Origin of the sequence: Burkholderia sp. Bp8984 (assembly GCF_003853755.1) — a bacterium.
GTDB lineage: Bacteria > Pseudomonadota > Gammaproteobacteria > Burkholderiales > Burkholderiaceae > Burkholderia.
This window is the reverse complement of the sequence record NZ_QTQN01000005.1, coordinates 219,228-239,322: the sequence shown is the minus strand read 5'-3', so window position 1 is coordinate 239,322 and position 20,095 is coordinate 219,228. Positions and strand designations below refer to the sequence as shown.

General features: G+C 69.4%; 17 protein-coding genes. 10 read left to right on the top strand and 7 right to left on the bottom strand.

From position 1 onward, the window contains the following. Nucleotides 1–88 precede the first annotated feature (88 nt). From DID98_RS08075 to DID98_RS08065, 3 genes are read right to left on the bottom strand one after another with little or no spacing between them, the layout of a single operon-like run. On the bottom strand, nucleotides 89–1,678 hold the full coding sequence (locus DID98_RS08075; protein ID WP_124570536.1) for an efflux transporter outer membrane subunit: 1,590 nt from the start codon (nucleotides 1,676–1,678) through the stop codon (nucleotides 89–91). A 2-nt stretch (nucleotides 1,679–1,680) separates the two neighbouring features. Further along, the gene (locus tag DID98_RS08070) at nucleotides 1,681–4,830 is read right to left on the bottom strand and encodes an efflux RND transporter permease subunit (RefSeq protein ID WP_124521707.1); all 3,150 of its coding nucleotides are present in this window, start codon (nucleotides 4,828–4,830) and stop codon (nucleotides 1,681–1,683) included. Next, nucleotides 4,827–5,936 (bottom strand): efflux RND transporter periplasmic adaptor subunit, encoded by a 1,110-nt coding sequence (locus DID98_RS08065; RefSeq protein ID WP_124570535.1) that lies wholly within the window; start codon nucleotides 5,934–5,936, stop codon nucleotides 4,827–4,829. Before DID98_RS08065 ends, DID98_RS08070 begins: the two co-directional genes overlap by 4 nt. Before the next feature lie 191 nt (nucleotides 5,937–6,127). On the opposite strand from DID98_RS08065, the gene DID98_RS08060 reads away from it, so the two are divergent. Further along, nucleotides 6,128–6,748, top strand: a complete 621-nt coding sequence (locus DID98_RS08060; RefSeq protein WP_124485436.1) for a TetR/AcrR family transcriptional regulator — start codon at nucleotides 6,128–6,130, stop codon at nucleotides 6,746–6,748. Nucleotides 6,749–6,854: 106 nt separating this feature from the next. Here the strand turns inward: DID98_RS08060 and DID98_RS08055 are convergent, their stop codons facing one another. Beyond that, complete coding sequence (locus DID98_RS08055) at nucleotides 6,855–8,588, bottom strand: ClcB-like voltage-gated chloride channel protein (RefSeq protein WP_221621948.1); 1,734 nt, start codon at nucleotides 8,586–8,588, stop codon at nucleotides 6,855–6,857. A gap of 115 nt (nucleotides 8,589–8,703) precedes the next feature. Further along, the gene (locus tag DID98_RS08045) at nucleotides 8,704–9,780 is read right to left on the bottom strand and encodes a YeiH family protein (protein WP_124485438.1); all 1,077 of its coding nucleotides are present in this window, start codon (nucleotides 9,778–9,780) and stop codon (nucleotides 8,704–8,706) included. Nucleotides 9,781–9,891: 111 nt separating this feature from the next. Here DID98_RS08045 and DID98_RS08040 point away from each other — a divergent pair, with 111 nt between their 5' ends. The 8 genes from DID98_RS08040 to DID98_RS08005 all read left to right on the top strand — a co-directional run bounded on the left by DID98_RS08040 (nucleotide 9,892) and on the right by DID98_RS08005 (nucleotide 17,735). Then, nucleotides 9,892–10,785 carry a LysR family transcriptional regulator gene (locus tag DID98_RS08040; RefSeq protein ID WP_124570533.1) on the top strand — a complete coding sequence of 298 codons (894 nt, stop codon included), beginning with the start codon at nucleotides 9,892–9,894 and terminating at the stop codon, nucleotides 10,783–10,785. A gap of 162 nt (nucleotides 10,786–10,947) precedes the next feature. Then, a complete protein-coding gene (locus DID98_RS08035) occupies nucleotides 10,948–11,712 on the top strand; it encodes a sugar phosphate isomerase/epimerase (protein ID WP_124570532.1) in 765 nt (254 codons plus the stop codon). Between the two features lie 28 nt (nucleotides 11,713–11,740). Further along, complete coding sequence (locus tag DID98_RS08030) at nucleotides 11,741–12,733, top strand: sugar kinase (RefSeq protein WP_044848249.1); 993 nt, start codon at nucleotides 11,741–11,743, stop codon at nucleotides 12,731–12,733. A 165-nt stretch (nucleotides 12,734–12,898) separates the two neighbouring features. Next, nucleotides 12,899–14,179: an MFS transporter gene (locus DID98_RS08025; protein WP_044848248.1), complete on the top strand. Its 1,281-nt coding sequence runs from the start codon at nucleotides 12,899–12,901 to the stop codon at nucleotides 14,177–14,179. 5 nt (nucleotides 14,180–14,184) lie between these two features. Beyond that, entirely contained in the window at nucleotides 14,185–15,150 is a 966-nt protein-coding gene (locus DID98_RS08020) for an NAD(P)-dependent oxidoreductase (RefSeq protein ID WP_124570531.1), read from the top strand. Nucleotides 15,151–15,472: 322 nt separating this feature from the next. Further along, nucleotides 15,473–16,516, top strand: a complete 1,044-nt coding sequence (locus DID98_RS08015) for a LacI family DNA-binding transcriptional regulator (protein WP_124570530.1) — start codon at nucleotides 15,473–15,475, stop codon at nucleotides 16,514–16,516. Between the two features lie 54 nt (nucleotides 16,517–16,570). After that, nucleotides 16,571–17,359 carry a YhfC family intramembrane metalloprotease gene (locus DID98_RS08010; protein WP_124570529.1) on the top strand — a complete coding sequence of 263 codons (789 nt, stop codon included), beginning with the start codon at nucleotides 16,571–16,573 and terminating at the stop codon, nucleotides 17,357–17,359. A gap of 13 nt (nucleotides 17,360–17,372) precedes the next feature. Continuing rightward, nucleotides 17,373–17,735: a DUF3022 domain-containing protein gene (locus DID98_RS08005; protein ID WP_044848245.1), complete on the top strand. Its 363-nt coding sequence runs from the start codon at nucleotides 17,373–17,375 to the stop codon at nucleotides 17,733–17,735. A 39-nt stretch (nucleotides 17,736–17,774) separates the two neighbouring features. Here the strand turns inward: DID98_RS08005 and DID98_RS08000 are convergent, their stop codons facing one another. Both DID98_RS08000 and DID98_RS07995 read right to left on the bottom strand, forming a co-directional pair. After that, complete coding sequence (locus tag DID98_RS08000; protein ID WP_124521715.1) at nucleotides 17,775–18,206, bottom strand: PGDYG domain-containing protein; 432 nt, start codon at nucleotides 18,204–18,206, stop codon at nucleotides 17,775–17,777. Between the two features lie 131 nt (nucleotides 18,207–18,337). Continuing rightward, nucleotides 18,338–18,883: a Spy/CpxP family protein refolding chaperone gene (locus DID98_RS07995; protein ID WP_124485446.1), complete on the bottom strand. Its 546-nt coding sequence runs from the start codon at nucleotides 18,881–18,883 to the stop codon at nucleotides 18,338–18,340. 323 nt (nucleotides 18,884–19,206) lie between these two features. Between DID98_RS07995 and DID98_RS07990 the strand changes: the two genes are divergently transcribed. Beyond that, nucleotides 19,207–19,671, top strand: a complete 465-nt coding sequence (locus DID98_RS07990; RefSeq protein WP_006481526.1) for an Lrp/AsnC family transcriptional regulator — start codon at nucleotides 19,207–19,209, stop codon at nucleotides 19,669–19,671. The last annotated feature ends 424 nt before the right edge of the window (nucleotides 19,672–20,095 follow it).

The following is a 20,095-nucleotide window of genomic DNA, read 5'->3' as shown; positions in this document are numbered from 1 at the left end:
TTACGCTACGTGAGGGTCAAGCGGAAGATCGCGGATCGGCGCGCGGGGGTGGTCCCGCGCGCCCGACGCAAACGTCGCGCTATTGCGGTCATTGCGGTGGCGGCGGCGCGTCGGGCGTGACCGCGCGCGCCTGGGCGGTGGGGGCGATTCGAGCCGCGTTGCCGATGTCGCCGGCCGGGTCGGCCTTTCCAGCCTTTTCAGCCTTGCCGGCCGGGTCGAACGGCGGCGTGCCCATCGCCTGATAGAGCCGCGCGGTATCCGCGAAGCGTGCGCCGGTCGCGCGGATCTCGTCGAGCCGCGCGTTGCGGTACTGCAGCTCGCTTGCTCGCGCGGCCGACGGCGGCAGCGCGCCGAGCCGCACGCGGGCGGCCGCGTCGTCGTACGCGCCGCGCGCGGACAGCGCGGCCCGCGACGACGCATCGAGCGCCTCAGCATCGTGCTCGAGCGCGGCGAGCGAATCCGCGACGTTCTGGAAGGCGGCGAGCACGGTCTGTTTGTACTGGTCGACCGCCGCCTCGTAGGTCGCCTTCGCCGCACGGCGCTGCGCGAGTAGCGCGCCGCCGTGGAACAGCGGCTGGCTCAGCGACGCACCGACGTTCCAGATCGAACCGGCGCCCGACAGCATCGCAGGCCAGCTGAAACCGCCTTTGCCCATCGCGGCCGACAGCGACAGCTGCGGGAACAGCTGCGCGGTCGCGAGGCCGACTTCGGCGGCGGCTGCCTTCAGCCCCGCGTCGGCGGCCTGGATGTCGGGGCGGCTTTGCAGCAGGTCTGACGGCACGACCACCGGTACTTGCGCGGGCAGGTGAAGGTCGGCGAGCGTGAGATCGGCGGGCGGCCGGTCGGGCGTGCGGCCGATCAGCACGGCCAGCGCATGGCGCGCCGAGTCGCGCTGCTGGCGCAGCGCGGGCAGGCTCGCGGCGAAGGTGTCCGCGCTTTGCTGCGCGTTCAGTGCGTCGCTGCGCGATGCCGAGCCGAGCGCGTAGCGGCGTTGCGCGTCGTGCGCCTGGTCGTTCGCGAGCGCGACGAGCCGTTCGGTGGTGGCGATCTGCGCGTTAAGCACCGACACCGTGATCGACGCGGTGACGATGTTCGCGGCGAGTGCCCGGCGTGCCGATTCGAGCTGGAACGCGCTGACGTCGACGCGTTTCGCGAGTGCACGGTTCGCGAAGCGCGATACGCCGAACAGGTCGACCGTATAGCTCGCCTGCAGTTGCCCGACGAACGTGTCGTACAGCAACGTCGGCGCGCCGAGCGCGGGGATCGGCACGCCGAGCGCACGCTGGCGCGTGGCCTGGCCGCCGGCGTCGATCGACGGCAGCATCGAGCTGCCGATCTGCCCGCGCAACTGCTCGCGCGCGGCATCCAGCGAGTGCGCGGCGGCGCTGAGCGTCGGGCTGTTGCGCAGCCCTTCGTCGACGAGTGCGTTCAGCGCATCCGAGCGGTACTGCGTCCACCAGTCGGGCACGGGCTGCGCGCCGACGTCGAACTGCTGCGCGACGCCTTGCGCGGCGACGGTTTGCGGCACTTGCGGCGCGGCGCCGTAATGCGCGGGCGACGGCATCGCGGGCGGCTCGCCGCTCGGCGCGAACCACGCGCAGCCGGCGAGCGGGCCGGCGAGGCTCGCGGCCGCGAGCACCCGCGCGGCCTTCGTTTTCAGGTTCATCGACAGTTCCATGGTCAGGCTCCCGACGGCGCGGCAGGCGTGCCGCCGTCGTGCGGCGGGGCGTCGCGCGGGTCGCGTTCGTCGCGCTTCACGCGGAACCACGCGGCGTACAGCGCGGGCAGGTAGAACAGCGTCAGCACGGTCGCGCTCGTGATGCCGCCCATCAGCGCGGTCGCCATCGGCCCGAAGAAGTTCGAGCGCAACAGCGGGATCAGCGCGAGCACGGCGGCCGCGGCCGTCAGCGTGATCGGTCGGAAGCGCCGCACGGTCGCGCCGACGATCGCGTCGAAGCGTCCGTGGCCGGCCGCGATGTCCTGCTCGATCTGGTCGACGAGAATCACCGAGTTGCGCATGATGATCCCGAACATCGCGATCACGCCGAGCATCGCGACGAAGCCGAACGGCTGGCCGAACAGCAGCAGCGTGCCGACCACGCCGATCAGGCCGAGCGGGGCGGTCAGCACGACCATCAGCACGCGCGAGAAACTCTGCAGCTGGATCATCAGCAGCGTGAACACGGCGATCGCCATCAGCGGCATCTGCGCGTTGATCGACGTCTGCGCCTTCGCACTTTCCTCGACCGACCCGCCGATGTTGATCTGGTAGCCGACCGGCAGTTGCGCGCGCAACGCATTCAACTTGCCGTCGATCGCATGCGTGACGTCGATGCCCTGTGCGCCGGCGCGTACGTCGGACTGCACGGTGATGGTCGGCTGGCGGTCGCGTTCCCACACGACGCCGTATTCGAGCGTCGGCGTGAAGCGGCCGAGCGAACCGAGCGGCACGGGGCCGTTCGGCGTCGGCATCGCGAGGCCCGCGAGCTGAGCGGGATCGACGCGATCGGCGCGCGGCGCACGCAGGTCGACCGCGATCAGCTTGTCGCGTTCGCGGTATTGCGTGACGGTCGTGCCGGACAGCGTCATCGCGAGGAAGCTCGACACGTCCTGCGACGTGACGTTCAGCTCGCGCGCCTTCTTCTGGTCGAGCTCGAAGCGCACCGAGCGCTCGGCCGGCTCGTCCCAGTCGAACTGCACGTTCACCGTGCGCGCGTCGCCGCGCATCGTCGCCGCGACCTTCTCGGCGATCGCGCGCACCGTCGCGATGTCGTCGCCGCTCACGCGGAACTGCACGGGGTAACCGACGGGCGGCCCGTTCTCGAGCCGCGACAGGCGCCAGCGCACGGCCGGGAAGCGGTCGCGCAGCGTGGTCTCGAGCCAGGCCGCGAGCTTCTCGCGATCCTCGACCGATTTCGCGGTGACGACGAACTGCGCGAAGTTCGGCAACTGCAGCTGCTGGTCGAGCGGCAGGTAGAAGCGCGGCGCGCCGCTGCCGACGAAATTCACCGAATGGTCGATCTCGGGCCGCTTGTCGAGCACCTTCTCGAGGCGTTCGGTCTCGCGCAGCGTCGCCGCGAACGACGCGCCTTCGGGCAGCCGCAGGTCGATCAGCAGCTCGGGGCGATCGGAGCTCGGGAAGAATTGCTGCGGCACGAGCGAGAAGCCCGCCAGCGCGACCACGAACAGGGCGCCGGTGATCAGCAGCACGACGAAGCGCCGCTCGATGCACCAGTCGATCCAGCCGCGCAAGCGCGTGTAGAAGCGCGTGTCGTAGATGTCGTGCTCGTGATCGTCCGGCAGGTGCGCTTCGTGCGCGTGCTTCTTGCGTTCGGGCAGCAGGTGGAAGCCCAGCAGCGGGATCAGCACGACGGCCGCGAACCACGATGCGATCAGCGCGATCGCCGACACCTCGAAGATCGAGCGCGTGTACTCGCCGGTACTCGATTTCGCGAGCGCGATCGGCAGGAAGCCCGACACGGTGACGAGCGTGCCCGTCAGCATCGGGAACGCGGTGCTCGTGTACGCGAACGCGGCGGCGCGCGCGCGGCTGTAGCCCTGCTCGAGCTTCACGGCCATCATCTCGACCGCGATGATCGCGTCGTCGACGAGCAGTCCGAGCGCGAGCACGAGCGTGCCGAGCGACACCTTGTGCAGCCCGATGTCGAACAGGTACATGAACAGGGCGGTGACGGCGAGCACGACCGGAATCGAGATCACGACGACCATCCCGGTGCGCAGGCCGAGCGACACGAGGCTCACGACCAGCACGATCGCGACCGCTTCGGCGACGGCTTCGAGGAAGTCGTCGACGGAATGCGCGACCGCATGCGGCATGCTCGACACCAGCGTCAGCTTGAGGCCGGCCGGCAGCCGCGCCTGCAGATCCTTCGATTCGGCGTCGAGCGCCTTGCCGAGCCGGATCACGTCGCCGCCCGGCTGCATCGTCACGCCGATGCCGAGCACGGCGTGACCGTTCGCACGCATCTGCGTGATGGCCGGATCGTCGTAGCCGCGCTTCACGGTGGCGAGATCGCCGAGCCGGAACGTGCGGCCGTTGATGCGGATCAGCGTGTCGGCGATCGTGGCGACGTTGTCGAACTGGCCGCTCGGCCGCACGAATACGCGGTCGTCGGCGGTCGTCAGCACGCCGGCCGAGGAGATGTCGTTCTGCGCGTTGATCGCCTGCCCGAGTTGCTGCGGCGAGATGCCGAGGCGCGTGAGCTGCGCATTGTTCACCTCGATGAAAATCCGCTGGTCGGGATCGCCGAAATAGTCGACCTTGCCGACGCCGGGCACGCGCAGCAGCACGGTGCGCAGCTGGTCCGCATAGTCGTGGAGCTGCGCGGGCGTGAAGCCGTCGCCTTCGAGCGTCCAGATGTTGGTGTAGACGTCGCCGAACTCGTCGTTGAAGAACGGGCCCTGCACGCCGGGCGGCAGCGTATGGCCGATGTCGCCGACCTTCTTGCGGATCTGGTACCAGGTCTCGGGCACGTCCTGCACGGGCGCCGAGTCCTTCATCGTGAAGAAGATCAGCGATTCGCCTGGCCGCGAATAGCTGCGCAGGAAGTCGATGGCCGGCGTTTCCTGCAGCTTGCGGCCGATCCGGTCGGTCACCTGTTCCTGCACCTGCCGCGCGCTCGCGCCGGGCCAGAACGTGCGGATCACCATCACGCGGAACGTGAACGGCGGGTCTTCGGATTGCGCGAGCCGCGTGTACGCGAGGATGCCAGCGAGCGTCGCGAGCGCGATCAGGTAGACGACCAGCGCCTGGTGGCGCAGCGCCCATGCCGACAGGTTGAAGCGGCCTTCTTCGCGGGGGCTGCTCATGACGCGAAGTCCTCCGCGTGCAGCGGGGCGACCGGCCGCACCTTCTCGCCCGCGCTGACCGTATGCACGCCTTGCAGCACGACGCGCTCGCCCGGCTGCAGCCCGCTCGACACGGTGACGGTGCGTTCGTTGAAGCGCGCGACGTCGACGCGGCGCAGCTCGAGCGTGTCGTCCTTCGCGCGAACGACCCACAGGGCCGGATGCGGGCCGTCGTGGAACAGTGCGGTCGCGGGCAGCGTGATGCTCGGCGCGTTGCCGGCAACCGGCGCGCCGTCGAACGCGACGTTCGCGGTCATCCCGAGGCGCACGGCCGGATCGGGCGCGGCGAGCGTGAGCTTCACACGCCAGGTGCGGCTCTGGGGATCGGCGGCCGGCGCGATTTCGCGCACCTTCGCGGCGAACTGGCGGCCCGGCAGCGACGGCAGCGTGACGCTCGCCGCGTGACCGGGCGCGAGCGATGCGAGCGCGGCCTCGGGCACGTCGCTGACGACGTCGACGTCGCCCGACCACGCGAGCTGGTAGACGGCCTGGCCGGCCGATACGTTCTGGCCGGTGTCGGCCTGCTCGGCGGTGATGGTGCCGGCGTGATCGGCGACGAGCGTCGCATAGCGGAGCTGGTTCTTCGCAAGCGCGAGCTGCTGCTGCGCCTGGTCGCGCTGCGCGAGCGCGGACGTGTAGCTGTTCTCGGTCTGCTCCAGCTGCGCCGTTGCGATCAGGTTCTCGCGCGCCTGCGCGCGATCGCGATCGCGCTGCTGCTTCGCGAACGCGAGGCTGTGCGACGCGGCATCGAGTTGCGCCTGTGCGCTCGCGGCGTTCTTCTCGACGTCGGACGGATCGAGCAGCGCGACGACCTGGCCGGCCTTGACGGTATCGCCGAGCCGCACCTTGCGCTCGATGATCTTGCCCGCGATGCGGAACGACAGCGGCGTCGCATAACGTGGCTGGATCTCGCCGGGCAGCGTGGCGGCGGCCGCGGCGCCGTCGGCGCGCGCGGGCAGCGCGACGACCGGGCGCGGCGCGGGCGGCGCGGCTTCCTTCGGATGACAGGCGGCGAGGACGAGCGCGGTGCCGACCAGCAGCACGGCGCGGGAACCGGAGCGATTCACGAAACCCCCAGATGAGGTGAGAGCGGAACGAGGCCGGCAAGCGCGGCGGGCGCTTGCCCCGAGTGGCGCCAGTCCGGCGCACACGAACACAGCCGAACGGGGTCGTTCGGAAACTGCGGTGGATTCTAATACAGTGCTGTATCTGAATGCAAAGATGAATCTGAAAGGAAGTTGGTGCTAGACTGCGCGCCATGAAACCTCAGCGCTTAACTCGCGAGCAGAGCAGGGACCAGACGCGCGAACGTCTGCTGACTGCCGCGCACCGCATTTTTATGAAGAAAGGCTTTGTCGCGGCGAGCGTCGAGGACATCGCCGCGGCGGCCGGCTACACGCGCGGCGCGTTCTACTCGAACTTCCGCAGCAAGTCGGAACTGCTGCTCGAATTGCTCGAGCGCGACCACGATTCGGTGCGGGCCGATTTCGAGGCGATCTTCGAGATTGGCGGCTCGCGCGAGCAGATGGAGTCGATGGCGCTCGCGTACTACCGGACGCTGTTTCGCGACGACGAATATTCGCTGCTGTGGGGCGAGGCGAAGCTGCAGGCGGCGCGCGACGCGAAGTTCCGCGTGCGCTTCAACCAGTTCCTGCACGGCAAGCGGCTGCAGATGGCCGAATTCATCCAGCGCTTCGCGGAGCGCGCGGGCACGCCGCTGCTGCTGCCGGCCGAGACGCTCGCGTTCGGATTGATGTGCCTGTGCGACGGCGTGCAGTCGTACTACACGGCCGACCCGCAGCACGTGTCGGCCGACGTGGCCGAATCGGTGCTCGCGGGGTTCTTCGCACGGGTCGTGCTGGGGCGCGCGCCGGACTGAACGGCCGGGCGGGCGGACGGAGAAGCGGGCGCGGCCTACGGGTGGTGCGCCGGTGCGGCGACCGACGAGGCCGCGACGCCACATCGGGCGTCGCGCACCGGCGCCGTCACCGCTCGCCGGTCATCCGCCGGTACGCGTCGAGCAGCGACGTCTTGTAGACGACGCCCGCGAGCGTCGGCTCGGCTTCGCTTTCGATCACCGGCAGCCGTTCGCCCTGGAACGCCATGAAGCGTTCGAGCGCGGTCGCGAGCGGCATGTCGGGCGTGAGCAGCGGAAACGGCGTATGCGTGTAGTGCGCGGCCGTCTTGTCGGTCGTGTCGCGCTTGTCGAGCAGGTCGGACGTGATGTCCTTCAGCGCGACCGCGCCGCGGAAGCGCCCGGCGTCGTCGGTCACGTACAGATACTTCACCGGATATTCGAGAAACACGCGCGTCATGTCGGCGACGCTCGCGGTGAGCGGCACGATCGTCTGCGCGGGCTGGATCAGCTCGCGCATCTGGGTGGTGCGCAGCCGCAGCCGTTCCTGTGCGTCCTGGTGATGATGCAGCGTGATCTCGTACATCGACGTCGTGCCGGTCGCGCGCGCGACGAAATACGCGAACACGCACGACACCAGCAGCGGCAGCACGACCTGGTAGCTCAGCGTCATCTCGAAGATCATCAGGATCGCCATCAGCGGCGCCTGCGTGGCGCCGGCCAGGAACGCGCCCATCCCGACCATCGCATACGCGAAGTACGCGGACGTGTGGCCGGGCCACAGCGCGTGCATCGCGAGCCCGAACAGCGAACCGAACACGGCGCCGACGAACAGCGTCGGCGTAAACACGCCGCCGACCGCGCCGGAGCCTGCGGTCGCGGCGGTCGCGATCACCTTGAACACCAGCACCGCGACGAGCGCCTGCCAGGTCCACGGCGCATGCAGGATGTGGTTCACGACGCTGTAGCCGTTGCCCCACACGTCCGGAATCCACACCGAGATCACGCCGACCACGAGGCCGCCGAGCGCGAGCCGCACCGGCAGCGGCACGGGCAGCCGCTTGAACTGGTTCTTGGACGCATCGAGCAGGTGCAGGAACTGCGGCGCGAGCACGCCGCACAGCGCGCCGAGCACGACGAACAGCAGCACTTCGGCGCCCGTCACGGCCGGGAACACCGGCATCTCGTACGGTGGCCGGTAGCCGGCGAATTCCCGCATCACGATGTTCGCGACGACGGACGCGACGACCATCGGCCCGAAGCTCTCCATCGCGATCGTGCCGAGCACGATTTCGGAGACGAAGAACGCGCCGGCGATCGGCGCGTTGTACGCGGACGTGATACCGGCCGCGGCGCCGCACGCGACGAGCAGGCGCAGGCGCGGCGGGTCGAAGTGCACGAAGCGGCCGACCAGCGACGCCGCGAGCGCCGCGAGCTGCACCATCGGGCCTTCGCGGCCGATCGAGCCGCCGCTGCCGATCGTCAGCAGCGACGACACGCTGCGCCACAGGCTCTGCCGCACCGGCACGACGCCGTCGCCGAGCGCGACGGCTTCCATGTAGTCGATGTTGCCGGATTTTCGGTCGCCGCGCGTCGCGAGCAACAGCACGCAGCCGGCGAGGAAGCCGCCCGCGGCCGGCATCCAGAAGCGCACGTACCAAGGCAGGCTTTTCGCCATCTCCACGAAGCTGCCGCTGTGCCCCGAGATCAGGCGCTGCATCAGGTCGATGCCTTCGCGGAACGCCATGGTGGCGAAGGCGCCGCCGACGCCGACGACGGCCGACCAGATCAGCATCGTATGGGCGTCCGACAGGCGGAACAGCGTCTGGGCGCGAGTGCGCAGCTTCAGCAGGAACGAGAGCACGGCTGAAAGAGGGTGATGAAGAGGACGAAGGAAAACGACGCGAAGCATAGCACTGCGCCGCGCCCGCGGGACCTTCCCGTCGAGCGCGGCGCGTGTCGCGGCGTGGCTGCGCGGCTCAGCCAAGCCAGTGCTGTACCGCCCAGGTGATCCCGTAGCCGCCGGCGATCAGCCACACGTACAGGATCAGGCCGGTGGTCAGCGCGCGCGGGCCGGCCTCGCGGATCTGCGACACGCGGGTCTCGATGCCGAGCGCGGTCATCGCCATCGTCAGCGCGAAGGTGTCGAGCAGGTTCAGCGTGTGCGTGACGTCGGCGGGCAGCACGTTCAGCGAATTGACGATCACGAAGCCGAGGAAGCCGAGCGCGAACCACGGCACCGCCACCTTGCGCTTGCCTTGTGCGCCTTCAGCGGTCGCATCGGCCGAGCGCGCGGAGCGGGCGAGCCACCAGCCGAGCGTGAGCAGCACCGGCACCAGAAGCATCACGCGGGTCATCTTCACGATGGTCGCGACGTGCGTGACCTCCGGACTGATGTCGCTCGCCGCGCCGACCACCTGCGCGACCTCGTGGATCGTGCCGCCGAAGAACAGGCCGAGGCCGGTCGGGTCGAGGTTGAGCAGGCCGGCGTGATACGCGAACGGGTACAGGAACATCGACAGCGTGCCGAACAGCACCACGCTGCCCACGGCCATCGCGCTCTGGTGCGGCTTCGACTGCAGCGTCGACTCGAACGCGAGCACGGCGGCCGCGCCGCAGATCGCACTGCCGGCGGCGGTCAGGAGCGCCGCGTCGCGATCGAGCTTCATCACCTTCATGCCGACCCAGGTGCCGATCGCGAGCGTGCTGACGACGATCAGCACCGACACCGTCAGGCCCGGCAGGCCGACCTGCGCGATTTCCTGCAGGCTCACGCGCAGGCCGAAGAACGCGACCGCGATGCGCAGCAGCTTGCGCGCGGAAAAGTTGACGCCGGCCGCCCAGCTCGCGGGCATGCCGTCGCGCAGCGCGTTGCCGTACAGCGCACCGGCGACGATGCCGACGATCAGCGGCGACAGGCCGAGCCCGGCGACTGCCGGCAGTTGCGACAGACTGGTGACGGCGGCGGCGAACAGCGCGACGAACAGCACGCCGTTCAACTGGCCGCGCAGCGACGGCGCGGCGTGGGCAAGATGGGGAGTCGGAGCAGTGGACATGGGGCACCGTGATCAAGCAGGTTGCGATGGCCTAATCCTAGTTTGGTTATATCGATATGAAAAATTGTGATTTGTGACGTAAACTATCCGGGAAGCCGATAATTCATCCCCATGACCCCGGATCAACTGATAACGTTCGCGGCCGTCGCCGAACATCTGAACATCAGCCGCGCTGCCGTGGCGCTGCATCTGTCGCAGCCGGCGGTATCGGGCCAGCTGCGCCTGCTGCAGGACGAGTTCGGCGAACCGCTGTACCAGCGTGACGGCCGCGGCATCCGCCTGACGCCGGTCGGCGAGCAGCTCGCGCAGTACGCGAAGGCCCAGCGCGACACGTTCGCGCAGGCGCGCGCGTTTCGCGACGCGGTGCGCGGGCTCGACGCCGGCACGCTGCGGATCGGCGCGAGCACGACGCCGGCCAGCTACCTGCTGCCTTACCTGATCGCGGCGTTCCAGCCGCGCGTGCCGCGGGTGGCGATCCACACGATGAGCGGCAACACGGCCGACGTGGTCGCCGCGCTGGCATCGCTCGACATTGCGATGATCGAAGGGCCGCCCGGCGAGGCGCTGCCGCCCGGCACCGCCGTGCACGCATGGCACGAGGACGAGATCGTCGCGGTCGTGCCGGCCGGGCATGCGCTCGCCGCGCCCGAGTACGCAGCTGGCGTCACGCTCGAGGCACTCGCCGCGCATCCGCTCGTGCTGCGCGAGGAAGGCTCCGGCGTGCGGCAACTCGTGGAACGCGCGTTCGCGCACGGCGGCGCGCCGATGCGTGTCGCGTTCGAGATCGCCGGTGTCGAGGCCGTGAAGGAGGCCGTGCGCGCGGGGATGGGCGTCGGCTTCGTGTCCGCGATGTCGCTGCGCCACGAGGGTGCGGCGCTCGTGCCGCGCTCGCTCGCCCCCGCGCCGCTCACGCGTCATTTCTCGATCCTGGTGCCGCACGGCGCGGCGCCGTCGCGCGTGGCCGCCCAGTTCCTGGAAATGAGCCTCGCGCACGACGCCGGGTAGACACCCGAAGCCGGTCCTGGAGCGCCGGATGCCCCTGCGCCCGCCCACGTTCGTGCGGCGGCCGTCCTTAGGGATTTCCTCTATGGCGTGCGCACGGGGCGAAGCGCACCATCCGTCTCAAGCAAATGGAACCGGTTCCATTCCGGAGAAAAAAGGGCAGACATGGCAGACATCGTGATCGTGGCGAGCGCATTCGGGATGGAACGCGTGCGTCAGGAGGGCCACCGTGCATTCATCGCGACCGCGGCGGCATCCGGCGCGACCGGCTTCGAGGTGCGGCGCGAACTGTTCGCATCGGACGACGACGCGACGCCCGGCGCGCTGGCCGAGCTCGGCACGGCGCTCGCCGCGCACGGGCTGTGGTCGGTCTATTCGACGCCGGCCACGCTGTACACGGAAACCGGCGCGCTCGACGCCGAAGCGCTGCGCGACACGCTCGTCGAAGCCGACGCGCTCGGCGCGCGCTTCGTCAAGTTCCAGCTCGGCGGCTTCGCCGGCAACGCGCACGCAGCCGAGATCGTCGCGCTGTCGCGCGGCGCGCGTGCCCGCGTGGTGGTCGAGAACGGCCAGTTGCCGGTGGGCGGCGCGCTCGCGCAATTCAGCGGGCTGTTCGCGGCGCTGGCCGAGGCGGGCGCGCCCGATGCGCTCGGCATGACGTTCGACATCGGCAACTGGCAGTGGCCGGGCGAAGCGCCGCTCGCGTGCGCGCACGCACTCGCGCCGCATGTGGAATACATTCATTGCAAGGCAGTCGCTGGCGAGGGCGCGCGCCGTTTCGCGGTGGCGCCGGCGCCGGGCGACACGCTCGTCACGGGCGTGCTCGCGGCCCTGCCGCAAGCGGCGCCGCGCGGCATCGAATTCCCGTTCGATGCGGCCGACCTGGCGGGCGATGCTGGCCGGCGCGTCGCGTGGCTCGCCGCCGCGTGACGCTCGAAGGATACGGAGGAATGCACTCATGAAGGCAGCACTCGATGTCGTGACCTACGGCGAAGCGATGGCGATGTTCGTCGCCGCCGAGCCCGGCCACCTCGCGCACGCCGCGCAATTCACGAAACGGATCGCGGGCGCGGACCTGAACGTCGCGATCGGCCTGTCGCGGCTCGGCTTCCGGGTCGGCTGGATGAGCCGGGTGGGCCGCGATTCGTTCGGCGGCTACGTGCTCGACACGCTCGCGCGCGAAGGCATCGACGCGTCGTGCGTGACCGTCGATCCGCGCTATCCGACCGGCTTCCAGCTGAAGTCGCGCAACGACGACGGCAGCGACCCGACCGTCGAATATTTCCGCAAGGGCTCGGCCGCGAGCCACCTGTCGTGCGACGACTACGTGGCCGACTACGTGCTCGGCGCACGGCACCTGCATTTGACGGGCGTCGCACCTGCGATCTCCGCGACGTCGTGCGAGCTTGCGTTCCGGCTGGCGCGCGAGATGCGTGCGGCCGGCAAGACGATCTCGTTCGATCCGAACCTGCGCCCGACGCTGTGGCCGTCCGCCGACGTGATGGCGAAGACGCTGAACGCGCTCGCGTCGCTCGCCGACTGGGTGCTGCCGGGCTTGGCCGAAGGGCAGCAGCTCACCGGGCACGACACGCCGGCCGACATCGCGGGCTTCTACCTGGCACAGGGCGCGCGCGGCGTGGTGATCAAGCTGGGCGCCGACGGCGCGTACTTCCGCACGGCCGACGGCCGCGAGGGCACGGTGGCGGGCGAGCGTGTCGCGAACGTGGTCGACACGGTCGGCGCCGGCGACGGCTTCGCGGTCGGCGTGGTCAGCGCGCTGCTGGAAGGCCGCTCCGTCGAGCAGGCGGTCGCGCGCGGCAATCGCATCGGGGCGCTCGCGATCCAGGTGATCGGCGATTCGGAAGGCTTGCCGACCCGCGCGGCGCTCGATCGGCTCGAAAACGTCAGCAATCGCGCCGATCGCCTAGAGGAAACCGTCACCGCGCAATGAGAGGCCGGACACGGCACAATCCGCGGACCCAATTCGTGCTTCGTGCACGGTTTTGCATGAGGCCGGAGCAGGCGCCATCGCGCCGACGCCGGTCGATTCCCGAAAGGACGGGAGCGGAGCCGGGCGTTTGACCCGCCCACTCCGATCACCCAAGGAGACACTCTGATGGCAGCCAATCTCGCAGCACGACGCTGGTGGACGATCATGCCGATCGTGTTCATCACCTACAGCCTTGCTTACCTCGACCGCGCGAACTACGGGTTCGCTGCAGCCGCCGGCATCAACCAGGACCTCGGGATCAGCAAGGGCCTGTCGTCGCTGATCGGCGCGCTGTTCTTCCTCGGCTACTTCTTCTTCCAGATTCCCGGCGCGATCTATGCGGAGCGCCGCAGCGTCAAGAAGCTCGTGTTCGCCAGCCTCGTGCTGTGGGGCGCGTGCGCGGCGCTCACGGGGGTGGTCACCAACATCCCGTCGCTGATGGCGATCCGCTTCGTGCTCGGCGTGGTCGAGGCGGCGGTGATGCCGGCGATGCTGATCTACATCAGCAACTGGTTCACGAAGAACGAGCGCTCGCGTGCGAACACGTTCCTGATCCTCGGCAACCCGGTCACGGTGCTGTGGATGTCGATCGTGTCGGGCTATCTCGTGCACGAATTCGGCTGGCGCCACATGTTCATCGCCGAAGGCGTGCCGGCCATCATCTGGGCCGTATGCTGGTGGTTCCTCGTGCAGGACAAGCCGGCCGATTCGCCGTGGCTCACCGCGCAGGAAAAGCGCGACCTCGACGCCGCGCTCGCGGCCGAACAGGCGGCGATCAAGCCCGTGCGCAACTACGGCGAGGCGTTCCGCTCGCCGGCCGTGATCAAGCTGTGCGCGCAGTATTTCTGCTGGAGCATCGGCGTGTACGGCTTCGTGCTGTGGCTGCCGTCGATCGTCAAGAACGGCTCCGAGCTCGGGATGGTCGCGACCGGCTGGCTGTCGGCGCTGCCGTACCTCGCGGCGACGATCGCGATGCTGGTCGCGTCGTGGGCGTCCGACAAGGTCGGCTCGCGCCGCGGCTTCGTGTGGCCGTTCCTGCTGGTCGGCGCGGCCGCGTTCGCCGCGTCGTATGCGCTCGGCTCGTCGCACTTCTGGATCTCGTATGCGCTGCTGGTCGTCGCGGGCGCCGCGATGTACGCGCCGTACGGCCCGTTCTTCGCGATCGTGCCGGAACTGCTGCCGAGGAACGTCGCCGGTGGCGCGATGGCGCTGATCAACAGCATGGGCGCGCTCGGCTCGTTCGTCGGCTCGTATTTCGTCGGCTACCTGAACGGGGCGACCGGGTCGCCCGTCGCATCGTATGCGTTCATGAGCGTCGCGCTCGTCGCCGCGGTGATCCTCACACTGTCCGTCAAACCCCAGGCGCGCGATGCGCACCCGCTCGCGACGCCGCTGCAAGGAAAATGAAAACGATGAAGCCTCGTATCGTCGCGTACAAGCCGCTGCCCGATGACGTGCTCGCGTACCTGCGCGAGCATGCGGAGCTCGTGCAGGCCGACGGCGCCGACGCGCTCGCCGACGCCCTCGGCGACGCGGACGGCGCGATCGGCGCGAGCCTGAAGGTCACGCCGCAGATGCTCGATCGCGCGCCGCGGCTGAAGGCCTGGTCGACGATCTCGGTCGGCTACGACAACTTCGACGTCGCGGATCTCACGCGGCGCGGGATCGTGCTCGCGCATACGCCCGACGTGCTGACCGAATCGACCGCCGATACCGTGTTCTCGTTGATCCTCGCGTCCGCGCGGCGGGTGGTCGAACTGGCGGAGTGGGTGAAGGCCGGCCACTGGCAGCGCAGCATCGGCCCCGATCTGTACGGCACCGACGTGCAGGGCAAGACGCTCGGCATCGTCGGGCTCGGGCGGATCGGCGGCGCGGTCGCGCGCCGCGCGGCGCTCGGCTTCCGGATGCAGGTGCTGTACACGAACCGTGCCGCGCACGCCGAAGCCGAGACGCAGTACGGCGCACGCCGCGTGACGCTCGACGAGCTGCTCGCGCAGTCGGACTTCGTGTGCCTGCAGGTTCCGCTGTCGCCGCAAACGCATCACCTGATCGGCGCGGCCGAATTCGCGAAGATGAAGCGTGGCGCGATCCTGATCAACGCGTCGCGCGGGCCGGTGGTCGACGAGGCCGCGCTGATCGACGCGCTGCGGGCCGGCACGATCCGCGGCGCGGGGCTCGACGTGTTCGAGACGGAGCCGCTGGCGGCGGACTCGCCGCTGCTGCGGATGAGCAACGTCGTCGCGCTGCCGCATATCGGCTCGGCGACGCACGAGACGCGCCATGCGATGGCGCGCTGCGCCGCGGAAAACCTGGTCGGCGCGCTGGCCGGCACGCTGCGCACGAATCTCGTCAATCCGGACGCGCTCGCGCGCGTCTGAGCGGCGGCGGCCGGCCGGCGGGCCGCCGCCGCAGTTAGAGTCGATGGTCTTGGTGCGGGAGGGCAGGCTGCGTTATGATCGCCCGCTCGTCGCGCATCGACGACCCGGCCACGCGGCCGGCGGCGTCCGGCGACGGGCATCCGTGCCAGCCCGGTGCGGCCGATCGCCGTGCGTGTCAGGCGAGCGGAGCGGGCGCGAAGGCGCCGGCTTCGATCGACCGCGAAGCAGGGGAGCGGCGGCGTGCGCCGGGGGGCGTTCGTATCCAACAACAAAGGTCCGTCCGCACACGAAGCGGCGCGGATCGTACGTCGCGAGGCACGACTTGAGCGATTCGCAACCTTCCACGCAGCGTCCGGCGACGATCAGCGACGTCGCACGCGAAGCCGGCACGGGCAAGACCAGCGTTTCGCGCTATCTGAACGGCGAGACGCACGTGCTGTCCGCCGATCTGCGCCAGCGGATCGAGACGGCGATCGCGCGCCTGAACTACCGGCCGAACCAGATGGCGCGCGGGCTGAAGCGCGGCCGCAACCGGCTGCTCGGCATGCTCGCGGCCGACCTGACCAATCCCTATACCGTCGAAGTGCTGCTGGGCGTCGAGGCCGCGTGCCACGCGCTCGGCTACATGCCGCTCATCTGCCACGCGGCGAATGAAGTCGAGATGGAGCGGCGCTTCCTGCAGCTGCTCACGACCTACCGGGTCGAAGGGCTGATCGTCAATGCGCTCGGCGCCGAGGAAGACGTGCTGCGCCCGCTGCGCGGCGGCGGCATCCCGGCCGTGCTCGTCGACCGGACGGTCGAGGGCTTCGAGGCGGACCTGATCGGGCTCGACAACACCGATGCGATCGAGACGGCGCTCGCGCACCTGATCGCGCGCGGCTTCGATGCGATTCATTTCGTCGTGCAGCCGTTCGAGCGCGTCAGCTCGCGGCGCCTGCGCGAGGCCGCGTTCCGCGCGGCGCTCGAGGCGCGCGGGCTGCCGGTGCCGCCGACGGTCGTGCTCGACCTGAACGAGCCGGCCGCGGCCGCCGTGGCGCTCGCCGACCTCGACGCGCGCGTCGACGCGGCCACGCAGCGCGGCGTGCGGGCGGCGCTGTTCGCCGCGAACGCGCCGGTCGCGCTCGCGATCGCGCGCCACCTGCGCGCCCGCTTCGGCGCCGCATGGCAGGACAAGGCCGCGCTGCTGTCGATCGACGATCCGGAGTGGGCCGAGCTGATCGGCATCACGACGATCCGTCAGCCGACCTACGAGATCGGCTACAAGGCCGTCGAATTCGTGCACGAGCGCATCGACGGCGCGGTCGGCGACGTGCGCGTCGCGATGCTGCCGGGCGAGCTGATTGCGCGCGCGTCGACCGCAAGCTGAGTATCATGCGGGGCACGCGGCGCGTCAGGTGCGCTGCCCCGAACAAGGAAATTCATGACTGTCGCTCCCGTCACGCTGGCGGTGCTGATCGCCGCCACGCTGATCATCGCGCTACTGCCGTTCGTTCTCTTCCGTACCCTGCGCAAGCCGCTTGCGCTCGACCGCCGCGACACGATCGTCGGCGTCGCCGTCTTCACGCTGTTCGCGATGATCGTCGAACGCGCATTCCATGGCCTCGTGCTGAGTCAGACGCCCGCCGGCGGCTGGCTCACGCAGCCGCTCGCATTCGTCGCGTACAGCGCGCTCGCGACCGCCGTGTTCGAGGAAGTCGGCCGTTATCTCGGGTTCTGGTTCCTGAACCGCCGCTACGGCGCGTCGGCCGGCGACGGGCGCGGCATCGGCTACGGGATCGGCCATGCCGGCGCCGAAGCCTGGTTCGTCGGCGTGCTCGTCTGGGGCCAGTGGTCGTATCTCGCGTGGCTCGCGAGCCGCGGGCAGCTCGAGACGCAGCTCGCGGACCTGCCGGGCGATACCGTCGTGCGGCTGCACGTGATGCTGGCGACGCTGTCGGCACAGTCGATCCTGCTGTTGCTGATCGAGCGCTGCGCGGCGTTCGCGGTGCAGCTCGCGCTGTCGGTGCTGGTCTGGCGCGGCGTGCGTGCCGGCCGCGCGGGCGTACTGCCGCTCGCGATCGTGCTGCATGCGCTGGCGGCCGCACCGGCGTTGCTGTACCAGGTGCGCGTGCTGCCGGCCGGATCGCTCGAGGCCGTGTATTTCGTGCTGGCCGCGATCCTGGTCGCCGTGCTGGTGAAGACGTGCCGGTCGCCGCGTGCGGCGGCCTGACGGGAGAGGCGGAATGGACGACTATCTGATCGAATGCGCAAGCGCCGAATTCGACGCGCTCGCGCGCGTGATCTGCGATCTCTTTCCGGAGCAGACGCGTTTTGCCGAAAGCAGCGACGAACGCGGGCGCTTCCTGTCCGTGCAGTGGCTTGCGATGCGTTTTGGTTCGACGCCGAAACGGATGACGCTCGATATCCGCATCGTGCCGGCCGCGCTGGCGCGCTATCTGGCGCTCAGGCCGATGCAGCGCGCCCGCAGCCACGCGGTGCTGCATGCGTACACGGAAGCGATGCTGGGCTCGCTCGAGGAGCGGCACGCGGCGGGTGAAGCCGTCGAGCGCACCGCGGAACTCGAACTCGACGAAGACTTTGCGTGAGCGGCGACGCCGGCGCGGCGCGTGTCACGCGACGCGCGCTTACGCGTCGCGATAAACCTGCGCGAAGCGCTGCGCCTGCACGACGCCATAGTCGCCGGGTGCATATTGCATGACCCAGTCGCCGGCCACGCCGCGCAGCGTGTCGCCGTTTTCCGAGCGGGCGATCGTGAACGGCTCGTCCATGCGACGGGCGAGCACGACGGCCGGCCGGTTCCGGTAGGCGCCCGGCGCGCCGTGCGCGAGCGCCGGATCGGCGGGCAGGTACTTCGCGTCGAAGCGCGCGCGCGACACGACCCAACGGTCGCCGGTCGAGCCGGTGATCAGCGCGTCGCCCGCGACATAGCGGTTCGGGCCTTCGAGGCTCATCAGTTCGCCGTCGGCATCCGCGAATGCGACCGTGACGGTTTCATCCTTCACGACGCGACGGGCCTGCGGGTCGGTACGCAGATCGAGGTGCTTGAGTTCGAGCATGGCAGGGGGGAAGTGCGGGAAAAGCCGGGAGCTTATCCCGAATCCGGCGCGCCGTGTGACGCGCCGGATTCCCGCGGGATGCGCGACGCCGTTCGGCCCGCACGGGCAGTGCGGCGCCGACGGGGCGGACGTCAGGGTTGCGCGGGCGCGCTGGCGGCCGGCGCGGCTGCTGCCTTGCCTTCCTTGCTCGCGGCCTTGCCCTTGCCGCGGTGTTCGCCGCCGTGGTGCAGCCAGCTGCGGAACGTCGTGTCGGCGAGCGCCTTCTGGTCGGCCGGGAAGCGCTCGTAGAGCGGCGCGAATGCGTCGGCGAGCTTTTTCGCGCCGTCCGCGTTCGCCTGCGCGAGTTCCGCGTACTGCTTCATGTCGTCGACCGCGGACACGTCATGGCTTTCCATCCGGGCGCGATAGAGGCGGCCCATCGTGTCGCCGTTCTCGCGCATCGTGTCGGCGAACGTCTTCCATTGCGGTTCCTGCGCCGACGTGATCTTCAACTGGTCGTGCAGGTACTTGATGCGCTGCTCGATGCGCGCTTCGTGGCGCGCCGCACGCTGCTCGGCGCTCGGGGCCGACGACGCCGTTGCCGCTGCCGGAGCGGGCGTCTGCGGTTGCGGCGGGGTTTGCGCGAATGCGCTGGCTGCAACGGCGAGCGTAGCGAGGGTGAGCGAGATCTTCTTCATGGTTGGCTCTCCGGGGTGGTGTCGTGCGAGCGGGCGCGGCGGCCAGTGCCGCGAGCGCGCATCTCGCGTCGCACCTTATTAGTAGCACGTTGAGTGCAGTGCAGCAGCGAAAGCGACACTTGCTTACATCCGATACGAATCGAAATTGAAAGGGACCTGGCGAAGGCCGGCGATCGATGGTGTTCGATCGGCGAGTCGGGCGCCGCGCGCGAACGAGGCGGGGCGATGCGAACGCGTGAGATCCCGTTTGGGCGCACCGGCGTTCGGCGCTATCATCGCGTCACGTTCCATTTCGCCGGCGCGTTGCACGCCGGCCCAGCCTCATGCGTCCTCCTCGCCTCGACCAACTCGACGACCTCGACCGGCAACTCGTCGCGCTGCTGCAAGCGGATGCGCGCGCAAGCGTCGCCGATCTCGCGCGACAGCTCGACGTTGCCCGCACGACGGTCGTCGCGCGCATCGCGCGGCTCGAGCGTACCAACGTGATCGCCGGTTACAGCGTGCGGCTCGGTCAGGACGTGCTCGACGCGAGCATTTACGCATACGTCGGCATCATTCTCACGCCGAAGTTCGGCAAGGACGTGCTGCGCAAGCTCGACCGGATGCCCGAGGTGCAGCTGTTGTGCGCGGTGAGTGGCGAATACGACTATGTCGCGTGGTTGCGTGCCGATTCGCCGGAACGGCTCAACGACCTGCTCGACCAGATCGGCACGCTCGAAGGCGTCGAGCGTACGACGACGTCGATCATTCTGTCGCGCAAGATCGATCGCGGCACGATCGGCGGATGACGCGTCGCATGCGGTGTCGCATGTGACGCCGCGGCGCGATTCGATTCGTCGCGCAGGCTTTTCCTCCTTTCCCTTCCCCTTGATGCCTTGATGCCCGCCGCCCGCGCACGCCGCGGGCGGGGCGTTGCCTCGTGCGTCCGCACGCGAGCGTCGTTGTGTCGAATGCGTGCCCGGGCGCGCGCAACGATTCATTTGCCTGCCATGTCCCGCCTTGCGTGTTCCTTCCTGTCCGGCCACACGCGTCTATTGCGGCCCGTCTGACGCACGCCGTATACGCGTTTTTTAGATGATTTGGTCGTTGTGACGAAATGTGTAGTCATTTCGTCGAAAGTATCGGTCGTTTCGCATCATTCTTCGTCTTGGAACTGATTTTGCACGTCCCTAAACTGTGTTCATGGCTCGACGCCGTACACCAACACCAAAC